Annotated in this window: 12 protein-coding genes; 2 read left to right on the top strand and 10 right to left on the bottom strand. The window is 49.1% G+C overall.

Features of this window, described 5'->3' with window-relative positions; translation table 11 throughout:
- Positions 1-137: 137 nt before the first annotated feature.
- The 8 genes from WFK81_RS28000 to WFK81_RS27965 all read right to left on the bottom strand — a co-directional run bounded on the left by WFK81_RS28000 (position 138) and on the right by WFK81_RS27965 (position 12,236).
- A complete protein-coding gene (locus WFK81_RS28000; RefSeq protein WP_336790419.1) occupies positions 138-1,148 on the bottom strand; it encodes an endo-1,4-beta-xylanase in 1,011 nt (336 codons plus the stop codon).
- A gap of 21 nt (positions 1,149-1,169) precedes the next feature.
- Entirely contained in the window at positions 1,170-2,684 is a 1,515-nt protein-coding gene (locus WFK81_RS27995) for a glycoside hydrolase family 43 protein (protein ID WP_336790417.1), read from the bottom strand.
- A 38-nt stretch (positions 2,685-2,722) separates the two neighbouring features.
- Positions 2,723-3,220: a DUF1854 domain-containing protein gene (locus WFK81_RS27990; RefSeq protein WP_336790415.1), complete on the bottom strand. Its 498-nt coding sequence runs from the start codon at positions 3,218-3,220 to the stop codon at positions 2,723-2,725.
- Positions 3,220-5,412, bottom strand: a complete 2,193-nt coding sequence (locus WFK81_RS27985) for an ABC transporter ATP-binding protein (RefSeq protein ID WP_336790413.1) — start codon at positions 5,410-5,412, stop codon at positions 3,220-3,222. The genes WFK81_RS27990 and WFK81_RS27985 overlap by 1 nt, the downstream gene beginning before the upstream one ends.
- Positions 5,413-5,630: 218 nt before the next feature.
- Positions 5,631-7,061, bottom strand: a complete 1,431-nt coding sequence (locus WFK81_RS27980; protein WP_336790411.1) for a glycoside hydrolase family 43 protein — start codon at positions 7,059-7,061, stop codon at positions 5,631-5,633.
- Between the two features lie 112 nt (positions 7,062-7,173).
- Complete coding sequence (locus tag WFK81_RS27975) at positions 7,174-8,817, bottom strand: response regulator transcription factor (protein WP_336790409.1); 1,644 nt, start codon at positions 8,815-8,817, stop codon at positions 7,174-7,176.
- Positions 8,810-10,558, bottom strand: a complete 1,749-nt coding sequence (locus tag WFK81_RS27970; RefSeq protein ID WP_336790407.1) for a sensor histidine kinase — start codon at positions 10,556-10,558, stop codon at positions 8,810-8,812. Before WFK81_RS27970 ends, WFK81_RS27975 begins: the two co-directional genes overlap by 8 nt.
- A 4-nt stretch (positions 10,559-10,562) precedes the next feature.
- Complete coding sequence (locus tag WFK81_RS27965; RefSeq protein WP_336790405.1) at positions 10,563-12,236, bottom strand: extracellular solute-binding protein; 1,674 nt, start codon at positions 12,234-12,236, stop codon at positions 10,563-10,565.
- 252 nt (positions 12,237-12,488) lie between these two features.
- Here WFK81_RS27965 and WFK81_RS27960 point away from each other — a divergent pair, with 252 nt between their 5' ends.
- Both WFK81_RS27960 and WFK81_RS27955 read left to right on the top strand, forming a co-directional pair.
- On the top strand, positions 12,489-14,195 hold the full coding sequence (locus WFK81_RS27960) for an RICIN domain-containing protein (RefSeq protein ID WP_336790404.1): 1,707 nt from the start codon (positions 12,489-12,491) through the stop codon (positions 14,193-14,195).
- A gap of 348 nt (positions 14,196-14,543) precedes the next feature.
- On the top strand, positions 14,544-15,365 hold the full coding sequence (locus WFK81_RS27955) for a helix-turn-helix transcriptional regulator (protein WP_336790402.1): 822 nt from the start codon (positions 14,544-14,546) through the stop codon (positions 15,363-15,365).
- Here the strand turns inward: WFK81_RS27955 and WFK81_RS27950 are convergent.
- Both WFK81_RS27950 and WFK81_RS27945 read right to left on the bottom strand, forming a co-directional pair.
- The gene (locus WFK81_RS27950; RefSeq protein ID WP_336790400.1) at positions 15,334-16,872 is read right to left on the bottom strand and encodes a carboxylesterase/lipase family protein; all 1,539 of its coding nucleotides are present in this window, start codon (positions 16,870-16,872) and stop codon (positions 15,334-15,336) included. The two genes, WFK81_RS27955 and WFK81_RS27950, sit on opposite strands and share 32 nt — an antisense overlap.
- Positions 16,873-16,948: 76 nt before the next feature.
- Entirely contained in the window at positions 16,949-18,739 is a 1,791-nt protein-coding gene (locus WFK81_RS27945; protein WP_336790398.1) for a hypothetical protein, read from the bottom strand.
- Positions 18,740-18,774 lie beyond the last annotated feature (35 nt).

Here is an 18,774-nt window from a genome sequence, read left to right as displayed (position 1 = left end):
TAGTGCTTACAGAAAGAGGCAACAACCTGTCGTCCTTTGGTATAACACCTGCCAAGATATAGATTGTGCCGTACAGTTATAAACAAAAAAAAGCACGTTCCATGATTTGGAACGCGCTCTCGTCTTCCCCCTTTGCACTACATACCAATTATCCCCTTAATTGCTGCTTTGGGGCGCTGCTCCGTATCGAATAGCAGCGGCCAGTTCTTTCTCCCTCTCACGGGAAAATGATCCAGCCAGGTATAATCATCCGCCGCCCCCCAGAAGGTTACGCCCGTCAGTACCTCCTTATATTCCCGGAACAGTTCGAAAAATTGCTTGTATCTCTGTTCCTGAAGCCGCATCATTTCAGCCGTTGGCGCTGTTAGATCGGTACGTCGGTCATCAAAAGCGAAGACGGATACGTCCATCTCCGTGACCTGAAGCTTTAATCCAAGGGATGCGTAACGCTCGATGGCTTCCCTGATAAGATCCAAAGACGGGTCGTACAGATTCCAGTGTGCCTGAAGACCAATGCCATGAACGGGAGTGCCGTTATCAAGCAACGATTTCACCAGGGAAAAGATCTTCTCTCTTTTGCCGGGATTGCATTCATTGTAGTCGTTATAGAATAGAAGCGCCTCAGGATCCGCCTCGTGCGCGAACCGGAATGCCTGCTCGATATAATCCTCTCCGATGCCATGCAGCCATTTGGAAGGGCGCAAACTCTCTTCGCCATCATCCGTCACCGCTTCGTTAACGACATCCCAACAGTAAACGGCATCCTTATATCTCTTCACAACCGTGTCCATGTGGGACTTCATGCGGGCAAGCAGCATTTCTCTTCCTGCCATTCCGCCATTGCCGTCCTCAAATACCCAGTCTGGCGTCTGATTATGCCAAATAAGCGTATGGCCTCTAAGCTTCATGCCATTCTCGCGGGCAAAGCCTGCAATCCGGTCTGCCCGATCGAAGGTATACAGATGCTCCTCCGGATGAAGGCTTTCGAATTTCATCTCATTCTCGGCGGTTAAGCTGTTGTAATGCTGCTTCAGCAGCCCGCTTTGACTTACAATCGTACGGTGGTTGACGGCCGCTCCAATCAGGAAATCATTCTGAAAAGCTTCGGCTAGCGACTGCCCGCTTCGCTTCATCGGTGCATCATTCATCTTTGAAAACCCCTCTTTCTTCTAACGGAATGTGGCAAAACGGAAATAATCAAAATCGACATAACCTCCGGACTGCTCTGTTGCATAATTAAACAAGCCGATCCGGTACCCCATGAAATGATCCAGCGTATATTTCATTTGCAAAGGCCGTCCGATGGAAGTCCATTCCTCCCCGTCCGCCGAGTAATAGAAATTAGCAAGATCGATGCTGTCGCGGAAATCGAAGTCGATTTTGAGATGAATGACGCCGCCCCCATAGGGCTGCTTCTCCAACGTTTCCATCCCGCCGTCACCGCGGTTCATCCCCATGACGACAAAGCGCTCCCCGCCGTTTTCCGCCTGAACGCCAACCGTGCCATACTGGCCCTGCAGGGCAACCAGACCGGCGTGATCTCCAACCTTCATATGGGACAAATCCATCACCGTTCGTCCGCTGCAAGCCGGACCTTCCGTTCTTTGCGTTAACGTATTTCGGGCAAGCAGGACGTTGTCGGCCAATTGGCTTGTCTCTAACCGCAAATAACCCGGTCTTGCCGTTACCGACCAACGCGAATGGTCCGGATTATGATTCCACTGCCAATTTAAGGCCAGCTTGTTTGTTGCGTAATTGAATTCATCGGTGATAACAAGTGATTTGGCAGCCGATTCTGGCAGGTTAGCTTCGAAGGAGACCGGCGCGTTTGAGCCATCCTCGCCAATCACCGGCCAGCCGTCCCGCCAAGTCATCGGCAGGATGCAAGGAATGCGCCCGACCGCGTCATGATCCTGAAAGAGGAAGGCGAACCATTCCCCTGACGGCGAATCTACAATCCCGCCTTGAGCAACGCCCTTGTTGCGGTAGCCGAGATCATCGTCCAGCATGACCTTATACTCATATGGCCCGAGCAGCTCCTTCGAGCGGTAGCACAGCTCTCTGCGGCGGCCATGTCCCGTTCTTGGCCAATCGATGAAAAACAAATAATAATAGCCATTCAACTTGTAAGCATGACAGCCTTCCATGCGCAGGCCGATTCCGTCCCGTTCCCCTTCAAGCAGCAGCTGCCGGATTCCGTCCGGCTTGATTGCAGTGGCGTCGGAAGTTAATTCGGTTATAAAGATGTCCCCATTGCCGCTGAACACAAAGACCCGTTCCTCATCAAAGAGCAGCGCAGGATCGTGCAGAAGCCCCTTGATTACGGAGCGCTTCCACGGCCCGTTCTCGATATCCTCGGTCCGGTAAATATAGAATTGCTGCGTATCGTTGCAGGAGAAACAGACGTAATAGATTCCGTTATGGTAGCGAAGGCTGGATGCCCAGGCCCCTTTGCCGTATATTCCTTTGCCATCGGACAAATTATGGGCGGCATTGTCTTCGATCCTGTCGAAGACGTAACTCACAATCTCCCAATCCTTTAGATTAACCGATTTCATAATCGGACAGCCCGGCATCGAATGCATGCTGGTGCTAATCATATAAAAGACATTGTCTACGCGAATGATATCGATATCGGGCACATCCGCCCAAATAACGGGGTTCGTTATAACGGTGCCGTTCATTTAAAGGTCCCCTCTCGTCCTTAAATCTTATTCGATGCCTATAGGACATCTTTAAGCTGTCGCCTGCTGTGCGCGTCAAGACTTTTCCAATCGGTAATTTCACAGCGTTTGCCGTTCATGTCTGTCAGAACGATCCGGCTGCCTCCCGGAAATTGAAGATGCTCATGCAAATTTCTCATCGTCAGCCGTGTTTCTCCCAGATGGGTCATAACTTCCCATACCCACAAATCCGATTTAAACTTCACGCTGGCGATATGTTGTACCTTAGGAAGAAAATAACGGAATTGAAGCTCCTTATCCAGTTCGGCTGCGCATTCGGCAGACAATTCCGCAATATTGCGGATAACGCCAAGCTCCTCCCCGCCAGCGGTTCTTACCGAAATATATTCGGAGGCATAACGGAAAGGAAAGGTTCGATAAATAACCAGCTCTTCGTACGGTTTACCGTCCACTACGCCTTGCAGAACGCCGCCATTGCCCCGGCTGAAGTAAATCTCTTCCGGCTTGAACAGCCGGATATCATAAACGTCTGCCATCAGCCTTCAACCCCCTTAATTTGGGACAGCTCTTTCTGCGCATCCACAAGCTTGCGGTAAAACCCTTTTTCCTTTCCAAGAAGCTCTTCATGGGTGCCGACCTCAACGATTGTGCCATGATCCAATACGACCAGCCGGTCCGCATTGCGGAGAGTAGAAAGCCGGTGGGCGATGGCAAAGGTTGTTCGCCCTTGGATGAGCCTGGAAATCGCATCCTGGATTTGTTTTTCCGTTTCCGTATCAACGGATGCCGTCGCTTCGTCCAGAATCAGAATACGCGGGTCATGGATAATGGCCCTCGCTATCGCTACACGCTGCTTCTCGCCGCCGGAAAGCTTATGTCCCCGTTCCCCCACGCGCGTGTCGTATCCATCCGGCAGACGGACAATAAACTCATGCGCGTTGGCAATTTTAGCCGCACGCATAATCTCCTCCGGCGACGCATCCGGCTTCGAATAGGCAATATTATCGGCAATGGAGCCGTCGAACAGAAACGTTTCCTGAAGGACGACGCCGATCTGCTTCCGCAAATCGGATTGGCTGATCTGCCGGATCGGGATACCGTCGATATAAATATCTCCTTCATCCGTATCATAGAACCGGCAGATCAGATTAATAAACGTCGACTTGCCAGCCCCGGAATGCCCAACTAGACCAATCATTTCGCCCTGCTTCACTTGGAGATTGACGTCTTTCAGCACGGGGTGATGCTTTTCGTAACCATAGGTGACCCTATCGAATCTAACGATACCTTGAATGGTGCCGATTGCTGCCGGCCGACTAGCCTCCGGAACCTCCGACGGCGTATCCATGATCTCGAATACCCGGTGGGCGGCGGCCATCGCATTGCTTGCCCAGTTGATCATTTGACTGACCCATTGCAAAGGTCCAAACAACATGCCGAGGTAAGCAACGAGAGCCATGAGAACGCCAAGCTGCATGTCGTCATGCAGCACTTTATTGCCGCCGTTATACCAGATAAGCAGCGTCCCTATTCCTGCAATTAAATTAAAAGCCGGGAACATGAACTGCCATAGCCCCTCCATCCGGATGTTGTTCCGAACGACTTCGACATTGGCGCTTGCGTAACGGCCCATCTCCTCCCGTTCCCTGCCGAATGCTTTCACGACGCGGATGCCCTGCAGCGAGTCGCCGACAAGCGTATTCAAACGGAAGATTGAGCGCCATTGTTGATACCAGCGTCGTCCAATCTTTGGCCAGATCGTCATCGACACCGCGATCATAACCGGTACTGGAAGCAGAGCGAACAGCGAAAGCTTCCAGTCCAAGCTCAGCATAATAACGAATATCGCGACTATTCGCAGCGATTCCCCGCACACGAAAATAACCCCGTCCGTCATGAACTGCCGCATCGATTCCGAGTCGCTGTTTACGCGGCCGATAAACTGGGAAGTTTGCCGGCGGTCGAAGAAAGAGATGGAAAGGCGCATTAACGCACCGTATATATCTTTGCGCAGATCTCCCATCAGCTTGGAGCCTACCCAGACACCGATATACCCCCTTACCGTCTGCATGACCGACAGCATCAAGGTTGTCGCTCCCAAGCCTAGAATAAGAAACAATAAGATTGAACCCTTATTCTGAGCCTGAAGCACATCGTCGATAATGACTTTTGTCAAATAAGGCGGAATCAGCTCCACGAACGTGGTCAGTATAAGCATACAGGCCGCTGCTGCCAGATGTCCTTTATACGGCTTGGCGTAGCGGAGCATTCTGGCGGCTGCTTTGCCGCTGTTCATGCAAAGCTGGCAAACCTTCGTGCCCTCATGAAGCGGATTGCCGCAGGTTGGACAATGCTTCGGAATATCCCGCTCCGACAATACCGGCAGCTCTTCGCTCTTCGCCAGCGCGCTGATCAGCTTTGCCGCAAAATTGAATACCGGCGTCAAAGCTGCCGTATAGCGCGCTATAACAACGGGAGCGTCATAGGTGTCTGCTAACAGCATGCCTCCCCCTACCGCTCCGACAGCTCGCGCGGCTTTCAACTCGCTTATTTCAAATTTTAATGCCGGCGAACCGTCCTTCTGCCAAACCCTGATGTCCTGGTCTGTCACCGCCAGCCATTGCTCCCCAAAGCAGCCATCGAACAACAGATCGGTCTTCACGCTAAAAAGCAATTCTCCCGTCACCTGCTTCAACAGCTGCTCGGGCAGTTGATCCATGATGGACATAGTCCCCTCCCGCTTCGTTGAATATTGCCGTAACTTCTTCACCTCTTATGGTAATAGTGAACAAGGAAAGTTTAGCTCTATGCCGTAAGCTCTAACAACCTGCCGGATTACGGTTCTCTTACCCGTCAAGTTATAGATATCTGGCCGATGTATAACATAGCTGCTTTAAAAAAAGACCGCGGCCATTCCCGCCGCGATCTCCCTTCACAATACCCTGCTTACCGGCTGAACTGCCAGCTATGCAGCTTGAACAGCTTGCTGCCTTGCTTGCCTTTGAACACCAGATACAGGTCATGCGTACCTTCCGCGCCCGTTACTTTGGTTTGATATTCTACGCCTTCCGCCCCCGTAGGCTGGATCTGTAAGGTTCCGATCAGCTTGCCGTCCGCGGCATCCAGCCGCAGCTCGATAACAGCGGCAGAGCCCGCCCCCGATACAACCGCGGCAAATGTACGAGCGCCTTCGCTGCCGAAATCAACCTTCGATAAAGCGATCCAATCTCCGCTGTCAATATCCGTGACGGACATGCTGCCGTCGGAAGAAGCCTCCGTTGCGATTCCCGCGTTCCATCCCATCGTTGCCGCTTCTACGCGCTCATAAGGCTGAAAAACTTGAATTTGGGGAACTCCTTCGTAATTCGCCGTAATCTCTTGAATGGACTGGTCGGCATCCTGGAACTTAACTTCATTTAGATGAGTGGAACGATACCCCTTCGGAACCCCCATTGCCTTGGATAAAGTCTGGGCATGATAAGCCATATACCAAGCATCCTTAAATTCGAACATAGCATGATGGTTATTGCCGCCTACTCCAAAGAAATGCCCGGGATTTTTCAGAATCGTACCGCGGTATGTCCACGGTCCCATCGGGCTATCGCTAGTCATATACGCAATCTCGCCTGCCGGGGGACTGCCTTCCGGACGCTCGCCATTATAAAAGTTGGAACAATAAGTGAAATAATAAATGCCGTTATGCTTGTTAATCCCCGCATCTTCGAACATAAACGGCGCGGGAATAACCTGAGCTTCGCCTACAACGCTGACCATATCCTCGCCCAGCTCCATCACCCGGGCCGTATCCGGCCATTCATCCTTTCCTTCCGGCACGCCGCCTCCAAAGTAAATATACGCCTTGCCGTCATCATCGACAAGAACCGCCGGATCGAATAACCAGGTCACTTTCTCCACGCCGGGCGTCGATCTTAAGATAAGCGCTTTTCCGATGGGATCTTTCCAAGGCCCGATCGGGCTATCGCCCTCCAGCACGCCAATCCCGCTGGCATTGTTGGCGAAGTAGAGGAAAAATTTATCTTGTCCGTTGATCACTTTATGAGCAATCGCGGGAGCCCAGGATTGCGTTGCCCATTTGGCTGCTCCTTCAGGACCTGCAACCGTAATGACTCCATGATCGGTCCAATTCACCAAATCCGCTGAGGAGATAACACCAATCTTGTTAATATTGCCGTACGTATTATCCTTGACGCTTCCGTCCTCGCCGTATTCCAGGACGTCATTCGTCATGTAAAGATAAACCCGTCCGTCAAAGACAAGGGCGTAAGGGTCCGCTCCAAACTTATGGGATACAAGCGGATTTCCTTGAGACGGGATTTTGCCAACCGCACTCGCAAGCTTAACCTGTAATTCTTCCATGGATAATTCCTCCCGATTCGAATAATGAGATGTTATTAATAAAGCTAGAACTGCCGTAAGGAAACCAAGCTGCAAAGCCATCCTTAGGATATGCCGTTTCATAAAAACCCCCTTAAGCCGGAGCTAGGGCATCCCGATATTCCTGCGGCGTCATGCCGGTAGCCTTTTTGAAAAACCTAGTAAAGGAATGAGCCGCTTCATACCCGACTTTGACGGCGACTTCCCGCACCTTAAGTTCGTCCTCCTTCAACAGCTCCTTCGCTTTTCTTACCCTGCAAGTGTCAATGTATTCCGATAAATTGACGCCGCATTCCTGTTTGAAAAACCGGGATAAATAAGAAGGATTGAAATAGTTAAGCTCCGCCAATCGGACAAGCGACAAATCCTCGCTTAAATGGTCATTGATATACTCGCAGATTTTTCCGATTACGCTGGCTGCATTTTCTTTGCTCTCCAGGCTTTTAACCTGAACCAGCTCTTCGGTTATCTGCTTTAAGTATTGAACAGCCTCTTGCATGGAGGAATGCTCCTCCAGGCGCATCAGCTTGCAATAATCGCTAATCTCTCCGCAAAGCCCATTCCGGTTAATATACGTGAACAGAGTAAGCGCGATGGAATAATAGATTTCCATTTTCCGATTGACCGTACTGTTTTCATGCAGCATGACCATGCTTAATTCTTCGAACGTTTCCATGAATTTCTCCGCTTTGCCTGCTTCAAGAAACCCGGCAAGCATTTCTGCTTTCGAAGAAACCTGTCCTTCTTCCTTGGTTTGCTGCTCGCGCCGATCTTCCAGCCGTTCCCCGCGATCCGTTACAATAATGGCCATGCCTGTTCCGCCGATCTTCATGAGCTGAAGCTGACGGAGCCGTTCGTATTGCCGATTCATCTCATCCCAATTGCAGAAATTCCCGCTGAGCGTAAAGGCCAAAGGCAGGCCAAGCGATTGAAGGCAGGTTTCCTGAATCAACTCCAAAGTACCTTCCAGATAGCGAACCAGATGATTATTAAATTTCTGTTCCTCGTCCTCATAGGGCTGCAGCAGCCATAAAAGATCGCCTTGTTTGTCTATGATGCCGATATGCCTCGTTTTTTCGGACAAATAGGAATTGCACACGATCCTTGCCTTTGTAACCATCCCGCTTCTCTCGATGTAAGAAGCATGCTCCGGATACGTTAAATGCCCCCGTACAAGAAGGATTGGAGCACCGGGATCAAGCCCGATGTTCATTTTATCGAATTCATCTCTTAGTCTCTCCTCGCATAAGCCTTGCCCACTGCTTTCCTGAAGCAGATGACGAATGTAATCGCCTTGTGCCGCCTGTTCAATCGCAAATAGCTGCTCGCGGGATTGCTCCAGCATTTTGCCCATTTGATTCTCGTATTCGATTTCCTCCATGACTTCCCGTACGGTTGCCGTAACCTTTTCATAGCCCTCCGTCTTCAGCAGGTAACGAACCTTTGGCATCTGAATAGCCTTGTAGGCATAGTCAAACTCGCTGAAGCCTGTCAGGAAAATAACTTTGCTTCTTGGCCAGAACGCTTGAATTTCCTCGGAGAGCTCTAAACCGCTCATGCCGGGCATGCTGATATCGGTGAGCACGATATCGATCCTTGTCCGCGCCATCCACTGCAAAGCTTCCTTGGCAGAGTAGGCTTTGCATACATCGAGCTTCTCCGGCATCAGCCGATGGAACACCTCGTACAGCGAGTCGGTAATAATGTCTTCGTCATCCACAATCAATAATCTATACAAGCCCACCAGCCCCCTCAAGCTTGATTCTGATTTCCACCTTCATGCCATTGAGCTCGCTTCTGGACAAATAAAGACCGCTGCCTTCCCCATAGGTCAGCATAATTCGCCGATGAATGTTGATCATGCCGGTCATTTCGCCGGATTCGCCTTTGCTGTCCAATCTCGCCTGCAGCATTTCAAGCCTTTCATCGCCCAGGGGATGATCGCCGTTATTCTCAACAATAACTCTTGCTTCCTCTTGATCCATGCCGAAGGAAACGCGGAGCAAACCTTCATTGGTCATTTTCTCCAGGCTATGTTCATAGGCATTCTCGATTATGGGCTGAATAATCAGCCTTGGCACGCGGATTCGCTCCATATCCTTGGGCAGCTCATCAAACTCAACCTTGATTCTTCTGGAGAACCGGAGCTTCTGAATTTCGGTATACATTCTGGAGTGCCGGGCTTCTTCGGCCAGCAGGACGTTGTCCTCCCCGTTCCGGGTAATAAAACGATAATATTCGCCAAGCATATTCGTAAAAAGCTCTACCCGCTCCAAATCGCCGGTTTTTGCCAATGAGTTCAGAATAAAAAAGCTGTTGTACAAAAAATGCGGTTTAATCTGGGATTGAAGCTGCTTCAGCTCTGCCTTTTGCATCATCATCGTTTGTTTGAAATCCTGATCGATCAACGTCTGCAGCTTACTAATCATCTGGTTGAACCGGTTATACAAATAGCCGAATTCATCCTTCTTCTCATGGTCAATGTGAATGTCGAGTGCACCTCCTTCCATCTTTCTGAAGCTCTGTACCAGCAGCAGCAAAGGCTTATGAACAAACTTGTAGGTAGAAAAAGCATAAATAACAATAGCGCAGCAAGAGGTCAGCGCAAACACCCACGCCCAGTTGTTAAATCCGTTCAGAGGCTTCTTTACCACCGATTCTGGCAGATAAGTTACGACGGATAATCCAAGCGGCTCGGAATATGCTTTGTCCAAATGGTAGTTTTTGCTGTCAATGCGCGTAACCAGGGTGTTCTCCTTCGTTTGGAGAGCCTCAAACACATAACTGCGCAAAACCTCGGAGGTGTCCGCGTTGCTGGCCAACGTATACCCTGTACGGTTTGAAATGAGAAAGGAACCGCTTTCGGGATAGACGCTGATTTGCTGCAAAGACTCTCTCAGCTTTTCCATATCCAGCTCAATCTGGACGATATAAATAGGCTCGCCTTCCTTGCCTCCGTACTTAGCCGCGCTTAAGTGAAGGGCGTCATTGTACCGAATCAAGCGCTCTTCCTTCTTGTCGACCTCATTGCGGAAAAAATCGAAGCTAAGCCGATTGAAATCGTCAACTCCGTTGCTTGAAGAGATGGTCTTCTCAATGGTGCGTATATGAACCGATATGTCCTTAATATATACACTGCTGTTCTTAATAGAGGTAAAGCGGTGAAGCAAATAATCGATGTTTGCCTTCTTATCCGCGTTGTCCATCAAATTCCAGGTTACCGCCAATTTATTCAAATCATTGTCCTGCAAAATATCGTATTGCTGAATCTCCAGCCATTCAATCTGATGATCCAAGTCTTCTAGATAATAGGAAAGCTGGGCAGCCGTATTTTTCGATATTTCGTTGCTTGCATTTGCATAACTCCAGTTATACAGATATACACCTAGTAGAATAATAGGCAGGATAACAACCAAATTCGTTATAATTAGCCGGACAAATAAGGCATTGCGCCATGAATTAGCGGGCAGTCTTAACAAGTGATTACCTCCGTTGTTCATACCACTGATTGACCTCAGCTGTTATTTTGTCGCCGCCCAGCTTGTACCAGTCCTTTACGAATTGGTCGAAGTCATCGATTGGTCTGCCCAAAATAATATTCATGTAGGTTTCGTTTTGCAGATCGCTAAGAATTTGCTGCTTGTCAATCATGGTATCCGTAGGAGCGCCAACAAAGCTCTCGTACAGCAGCTGATTGTTTTGTTCGTACTGATTAATGATCGAAAAAGCGCCCGTTGGGCCATAGGTTTTATACCAGCCCCACCCGGATTCGCCAACATCTCCAGACAAATAATCGTCCATTCTCTTCTTGATGTATACCGCTTCGTCTTTCAGCTTCGCGAAATTACCCGACTTTCGAGCCTCTTCAATCTGCTTGTAAGCCTCCAGGTTCTTTCTTGTCGGAGATGGAGTAACCGGTGATAGCTGCCACACCGCGTATGTGTTGTTATAATACTTCTCGTATTCCGCCGTCTCACCCCAGTTCTTCTCCAGATGCAGATTAAACAGCTTAACGATAGCCTCGGGATGCTCATAGCCCTTTCTAACGGCGAAGAAAGTGTTCGTGTTGAATTTAAGCGGTACCTTAGGCGCTTGTCCCGTAGCTGAAACAATGGGAAAAGCCTGCCAGTCTGCTTGCGGATCATGATCGCGGCTTGATTGAACGAGAAACGAGGCCCACTGCTCCCCATAGATCATGCCGATTTTTCCTGCCTTAATGAGATCGCCAGCCTTCTCACCGTCTTTCAAGGCGAATTCGGGGTCAAGCTGTCCTTGACTATATATCCCCTGGATAACCTGTAATGCCGTTTTGACTTCCGGCTGGATACCTCCGTACACAAGCTTTCCTTGCTTATCCTTGAGCCATATATTCGGAAAAGCATCATAACCGGCCATAAGATCTACAAGCCCCATGACCGGATCCCCCAAATACTTGGTCGCAGCAAGGCCATAGGTATCGTTCTGGCCGTTTCGATCGGGATCTTCCTCTGTAAACGCTTTCGAAATTGCCAATAAATCGTTCATGCTTTTTGGCGGTGCCAGTCCCAGCTCCTTAAGCCAATCCGTTCGGATCCATAATACATCGGCATCTTCAATCGAGGAGCTGGTCTGCGGAATGCCCATCAGCTTGCCGTCTATCGTAGCCGTCTCAAAGGGGCCGTCGCCTTCCTCGCTAAGTACTTTTTGCGTTAACGGGGAAGCAAATTTGTCATACACTTCCGTCAAATCTTCGATTAGCCCCGCATTGCTGAGCTCTCTAAGCTGCTGTGCATTTACCTGAATAACGTCCGGAATGTTGCCGGAAGCAATGGATGCGCCGAACTTTTGACTGTATAAATCCCCTTTAGCCGTCCAATCATACTTAATTTTGATTCCCAGAACTTCCTCGTCAAGCCTTGTCCAACGGTTATCCTCCAGCGTTTCTCCCGGCAAGCTCGCAATTAAGTCTTCTAATCCTTCACCGACTTCGCGGACAAAGGAAAGCTCAATCGGTGAATCGAAACGGCTTAGTGAAGGATCCGTATACGTAACGGGAGCCGGCCCGCGACTCTCTTCCGGTGGCGTTATATGGCTATCTTTCTTGCATGCAGATAAGGCTGATAGAAGAATCAGTGCCGTCAGCATTAGCTTTACCTTGTTTGTCCTTGGTTTTGGCATCCGCAACAGGATTACCCCTTTTCACTCGGGCGCAGCTGCGACGAGTCGTATGATATTCATTATCTTGGTTGGAACCCGATAATACAATACGCATCTTTTTATGTCGTTACCCGTTGTTTACTTTTTCTTTAATTATATCATTTATCAGGTTAACCCCCATAATAAGACAGGTGTTCAGTAGCTTTCCCCTAGTAGTACACTCGTTTGCGGAAGCGCTTTCCAATAAACAAAAAACAAAGGAGTTGGTTATTAATGAACAGCATCAAATCAAGCCGGCTTTTAAAACTGTTCACTTTGTTAGCCCTCATGCTAACGCCATTATTATTGAACAGTCATCCCGTCAGAGCATGGTCCGGAATGACCACATCAAAGCTTCATGTCAGCGGCAATCAGCTGGTAAACAGCAGCGGGCAGCCGGTCGTTCTAAGCGGTTGGCATCAGCCTACCGGGTCCTACTGGACCTACCAGGACAGCAGTTACTATCTGAATCAATACGGCGGAAATAGACATGCCGCGGTTCTCGCTTATTTGAAGGACATTACCGATACGTTTACGGATACCTCAAATAAATACGGCAATAATCACGGTTGGTATATGAATCAGGTCCGCCTGTTTATCGACCGCGAAGATATGGGGGACGTTGCCGCCGGCACCTATAATTTCGCAGGGCTGCAATCGGTTACCCAAGACGTGATCATTCCGTACATCAATTATGCCAAGACTAAAGGAGTCTACGTTACGCTTGGTCTTGATTTCACTATCCTTAATAACCAGGCTACAACGCAAGCCAATCTGGACAAGTTCAATCAAATCTGGGGTTATCTATCCTCCCAGCCGGCGATCAAGAGTGCGGATAACGTCATGTTCGAGCTCATTAATGAGCCCGTTCAGGCTTATGCCAACGGTGCGTGGGGAGGCAACCCCGCTCAAAGCGACTTTGTTGCTTACTGGAATTCGCTTAAGAATTTCCAGAATTCGATGATTTCCACCATTCGCAATAACGGAGCGGATAACGTCATTTGGGCGGCAGGGCTTGGCTGGGATCAGTATTATCAGCTTTGCGCCTCCTACCCGCTGACGGATCCGCTTAACAATTACGGCTATGCGGTGCACTGGTATCCGGGGTATGGCGCCCACGACGACTATACCGCTTTGCAGCAAATTTGGGATGATACCATCAAGCCTTGCGCCAACAGCTACCCGATCAATATTACCGAGACCACCTGGTTTAAAACGCAGCCGGGAGACTCTTCCTATTGGGAGCTGTTTAACGGTTCCAACGAGGGCTTCGGCAAAAATACGAAAGCGATTTTCACCGCTGCCGGCAATGTCAGCATGGCCGTTCATATGAATGGCTTCCTGCTTGAACCCGGAGCCAGAAGCTCGTTCGCGGATCCAACCGCGGGGTTGAAATACGACGGCAATACGGCGAGAGACGGCATGGCCCGATTCATTTTCGAATGGTACTACGAGCGGGCGCAATGGCATCCATGGAACGGGATTTGGAACGGGCTGCAATCCGGTTCGACTTACAAACTGTTGAACCGGGCTTCCGGCAAAGCGCTTGAGGTGCCCGGCGGACAAAACACAAACGCGCTGCAGCTTCAGCAATATACGGATAATGGTGCAGCCGCTCAGCAGTGGGTTATTACGGATCAAGGCACATATAACAATTATTACAAGCTCGCAAGCGTCAGCTCGTCGGACGGAAAAGTCATGGATGTCCGCAATGGCACTAAAAACAACGGAGAGGCCATTCAGCTGATGTCCGATTTCAACAATACGGCGCAGCAGTTCCGGCTGATCAAATTAAGCAACGGTTACTGGAGCATCATCAATGTTAACAGCAACAAAGCAGTCGAAGTCGCCAATTCCTCTACCGCCAACTCTGCCCTCATCCAACAAAATCTGTACCGGGGCAATCTGAATCAGCAGTGGCAGCTCGTGAAGGTTAAATAATGAAATAGAACCGGGGCAGCGATCTCCTGCCCCGGTTCTTCGATTGAAACAAATTGTGGAGCTTTATCGAAAAAGTAATTGAGAAAAATGGTATAGATCATTTTTCCATACCGGCCAATCATGTCCTCCGTTTTCCTCGTACCCTAGATGAGAGATTCAATTCATTCAGCTTCCCGCATGATACTTCTTTTCCCCGGCAAATTCTATTCCTCCTGTTCAAAAATCTTGCATTATAATAGCAACTCCTAAAGAATGTATATTTCATTCTTGAAAGTTTACGTTTATCCTATTTCATTATGGATCTTTCTTACAGTAGGAATATGCCGTAGTAAAAGGAGAGGCTAACGGATGAACCATATCCACTATGTGGGAAGCGATGCTGAGCATGACAGCAATTTTATCTTTGATATTCCTCAAGGCCATCACTGCTGGCTGCTAGTCATTACCAAAACCCCGGCCCAATTCTGGGTAAACGGGGAGCTCCAACAATATCCCTCGCATAGCGCTGTCCTGTACCGGGCACATCAGAAAATCTATTATAAGGCTTGTACCGATAAATACGTAAATGACTGGATTCGCTTTGAATCGGACGAACCGTACGTTTCTAGCACATCACTGCCTTTTGGCATTCCATTCTCCCTGGATGATCCGGATTACTGCCATAAGCTGTTCGAACTGCTTGTCATCGAGCACAATTTCGATAGAGATTGCAAGAAATCCTCAATAGATTATTTACTCCGGACCCTGTTCAACAAGCTTCTTGAGTCTTATTGCCATGACGGCTTTACAACGCAATACTACGATATATTACGGCTGCGGGCTGCTATTCAGAATAGCCCGGGCGATCATTGGACGGTTCCGAAAATGGCGGAGCGCCTCCGGATCAGCCCGGGCTATCTGCAAACCCTTTACAAAAAAACATTCGGGATATCTTGCATCGAGGATGTCATCAGTTGCCGTATTCGGCTTGCCAAAGAATATTTGTTCCAAGGCTCCCAAACCATCAATGAAGTTGCTTACCGATGCGGCTATCAAAATGTGGAACATTTCTGCCGGCAATTCAAACAAGTGACCGGCTGCTCGCCGAAAAAGTTCCAGTTACAGGCCAGCCGCCTCCAACAGGTTCGGGGTGAGCCGGTTATTTTGCCTGAATCAACCGATTGGCTTTAAAATATTCCGTTACGAGGAACTTTATCGTTTCATTCGGCTGTTCCTCGTCAAACTCCGCTGCATCCGCGAACTTCATCCCAAACGGAGCATCCGGCGTAAAGGGCCTCCAGTACGGCATCTCTTCTCCGGTTGAATCTAACCCGTTTGGATCGCCGGTACGGATGAAGTTCGCCCAATAGTTGCACATTTGCCGGGCGAGATCGTAATGTTTGCCAACGAATGGTCTCCAGCATTTGGCAAGAGTCTCGAAGAAGAACCACAGATCAACCGAATGGAATGTTCCGGGATTATCCCATCCGGGGATCTCGGCATCGAAATTGTAATAGTAAAGCGGCGTTTTTCCCCCCGTATCGGCATTCGCCTGGCCTGCAATCCGAATCGCGTATTCAATGCCGTTTACCGAGGCCTTCTTAATGATTTCTTCAAGGTTCCCCGATTCGTATTCGCATAGCTTCAGGAACGTTTCAGCATCGTCGCCGAACAATTTGACGGCCATCTGTTGAAATTCCTCCAGCGATCCCGCTTGCGGAACGCTGAAAAACTCCGACGATGTATGACCAAGCATGACCGGTACCTGCAAACGCTTGTTTTGAAGGAATAGCTCCAGCGAGTTTCCCACGTTGAATGTATGATCTACGACGGTCCCCCAGAATGCTTGATATTCCACAATCTTATCCCGTAAATAGACGGCATCTAGACTTCGTGCTTCTTCCAGCGAAGTTACCCCAAGATAGTCGAAGAACTGGATGCCTTCCTGCTCGGCTTCCTCCAGCGTACGGAGAAACCGTGGCATTCCGGCGTTCGGGTATAACGGGGCAAACATTCCGCTCTGAACAATCGCTCTCTGAAAAAGTCCGTTGTTCTGAGGTGAAACCAGCTGGTTCATGACACTGCCGCCGCCAGCTGATTGTCCGCCAATCGTAATATTGTCCGGATCCCCTCCGAAAGCCGCGATATTACGTTGCACCCATCTTGTAGCGGCCTGCTGGTCGAGGTGGCCGAAGTTTGCGGGCGCATCCGGCGCTTCTGCCGTAATTTCGGGATGGCATAGAAATCCGAAAGCATTCAATCGATAGCTGATGGTAACCACAACAATCCCTCTTCGGGCAATGCGTTCGCCATCGAACTCCATTTCGGACGGATGACCAACCTGGAGACCGCCGCCGAAGTACCATACAAACACGGGCAGCTTTTCGTCAACGCTTTTAGCCGGGGTCCAAACGTTCAAGTAGAGACAATCCTCGCTCATCGCAATATCCGGCTCCACGGCCCATTCCCGCGTATAAATATTATTATCGTCAAGTTCCTGTCTGACCTGCAGCGGGATCGGCGAATATTCGTAAGCTTTCAATACGCCATCCCAATGGTTGGCCGGCTGCGGGGCGCGCCAGCGATTTTCTCCTACAGGCGGTGCGGCAAAAGGGATCCCTTTAAAACTTGTAATTCGTGGATCTGCCGCGGGCAGTCCTTGTACGACACCGGTTTCGATTTTAACGACTCTTAGCATGTTTCATTTCCCCCTTCACGAAATTACGAGAGGGATGCGATAAACATACATCCCTCTCATCCGTTAGAATATTGGTTTACTTACCGGCTGTGGCGTCTGCGCGCATTTTAACGATTTTTTGAGCTCTAGCGGTATCTGTAGCCAGAACATCGTTCCATCCGAGTCCAACCACATCGCTTTTCATTTTTGTCCATAGCTGATCGAATTCTTCCTGGTTCTTCGCAAAGACCATCTTCCAGGATGTATTCTTGACATAATCGGAAATCTGGCTTCGTTTGTTCTTAATATCGGAGGAATCGCTTCCAAGACTTGTATTAATATTCGGCACAATGTCAATCATTTTGTTCTTGATATAATAGTCGGTAGGATTGGTTGCACTATAAGTATTCTGCCAATCTGTCGTGAGCGCTGTTTTGTTTGCTTCTATCGTAGAGCTCCAATAGTTGTTGTTATAAAATTCTCCTGTGTCCGGATCCTTAACAAAATCGCTCATGATCATGCTGTTAATCTTGCTCTGACCGTCCTGATAGCCGCCGCCGCCATACTGATCCGGAACCGGCGTATTTTTCTGGAAGGCGGTTTGACCCACTTCCGTCAGTTTGAACTTGCCGTCAGCCGTCTTCTCATAGTTAAACCCTTCAAATCCGCTAGTATAATAACGCAGTCCTTCGGGAGAAACCGTCCAGTCCAGAAACTCCATAATTCTCTCCGGCTCCTTGGCTTTCGAACCGATGGCGAATACTCTTCCGTTCCCATAATAAGCATCGCTGCTTTGAATAAGATGGGTATCGGCGATCGGAACAGCTACGTTGCCGTCCCCTTTCTGGCCTCTTTCAATCGAGTTATAGAAGCCTCTCTGCCAGGAGTACCATAAGAGCATAACTTGCTTGTTGGTCAGCTTCTCCGCCACTTTATTCCAATCCTGCGACGCGGAATCGGGATCTACGAGTCCCATTTGATTCGCCGTGAAATAGAATTGCAGAATTTTCTTGTACATGCTGTTATCGTCTATGAGAGGGACGATATCGCCTTTGGCATTTAACTGAATCGTCGATGTACCGTCCGGCTGCTCATAGCCGTACCAGTTGCTGAGCCAGCGAACGTTCTCCATGCTTCCGCCGTCCCAGTCCTTCCATAATGTAATCGGAACAATCTTCTTGCCGTCGGGAGTCGTCGGGTATTTCTGCTGCATGGCCTTTAATACATTAAGCAAATCCGTCAAATTATTAAGCTTTGGCGCTCCCACACCCTTGTAATAGTCCCAAGGCATAATTGGGCTGGAATAAGGGATTTCCTCGGAGAACGTGGTTGGAGACGTATCTGCTTCGAAAGTCGGCATCGCATAAATTTTTCCGTCCGGATTCACCTTATCAAAGGCCGTATTAAAAGGCTTGAAATGATTATCCACGTATTTGGAAAGATATTGCGTATTTTTGAGCTTATCCGTAATATCCATAACGAGTCCTGCCGGTATTAATTCCTCCAGCTGACTGTTATCTACGATTAGGAGGTCACCCAAATTTCCTGCGGCCGTTCTGGTTTTGTACAGCTGATCGCCGGCAACCTGCGGGGCAAGAATGTTCAGCGTAATATTAAACTTATCCTTGATGAGCTTGCCGTACCAGCCAGTCTGTTCGCCTTGGTAATTGGCTGCATTATCGTAGACCGTAATGGTCAACGGCTTGCTGTGATCGATTCCTTTGCCAGGCTGGGATGCGTCTGTACCGTTGCTAGGCTTCGATGACGCATTTGATGTTGATTGGGGAGCGCCGTTATTGCTTTGGCACCCGGTTAATGCTGCCGACAACAAGAAGATGCCTGTAACCGATAGCAAAGACCATTTCCTTACCGCTCTATTACTTCTCATTTACAACCCCCCGATTACGTTTAATGTATTATAAT

Source organism: Paenibacillus sp. MMO-177 (genome assembly GCF_037147795.1).
Lineage (GTDB): Bacteria > Bacillota > Bacilli > Paenibacillales > Paenibacillaceae > Pristimantibacillus.
The sequence above is the reverse complement of the archived record's forward strand: the minus strand, read 5'-3'. Positions and strand labels throughout refer to the sequence as shown.